The sequence below is a fragment of the Mesorhizobium sp. M4B.F.Ca.ET.143.01.1.1 genome, assembly GCF_004792275.1.
Taxonomy (GTDB): domain Bacteria; phylum Pseudomonadota; class Alphaproteobacteria; order Rhizobiales; family Rhizobiaceae; genus Mesorhizobium; species Mesorhizobium abyssinicae.
Genome location: NZ_SRSR01000108.1, coordinates 1 through 414, shown reverse-complemented (window position 1 = coordinate 414; position 414 = coordinate 1). Strand labels below are relative to the sequence as shown.

The following is a 414-nucleotide window of genomic DNA, read 5'->3' as shown; positions in this document are numbered from 1 at the left end:
GGGACCGGCACCATCGGCACCTCGATATAGGAAGACAGCGCCAGGAACAGTGAGCCGAGAATGACGGCGCCGATCTGCCAGGCGAGCGAACGGCTGTGCAGCCGCAGCGGGCTGAAGGAGGGCTTGTAGGTCGAAATGGTTGCGTTGGTCACGGTGTCTTCCCTGGTTCGCGTGAAATTATAGATAATTTTTCGACTTCATCTATTATCGAATCCATATTTTCGCGGAGATGGCAAGCCCGACTGCGACACGGCGCTCGATAAGGCGGCGGATACAGACCATGCAGGTCGTACCGGATGGCGCCGAGGCGGGCATAATGACGAGGAGTGAACGCCGATGCGGTGCCGTCTGCTACCCCACGATGGCGAAGGCGTCGCGGGTCCTGCCGGAGGCGGTCTTGACCGGCTTCTGGCC

Annotated in this window: 1 pseudogene; it reads right to left on the bottom strand. The window is 60.4% G+C overall.

Annotation, left to right across the window (positions count from 1 at the left end):
* Positions 1-152: pseudogene (locus tag EN786_RS39185) on the bottom strand (biotin transporter BioY); the annotation flags it as partial.
* Positions 153-414: the final 262 nt, after the last annotated feature.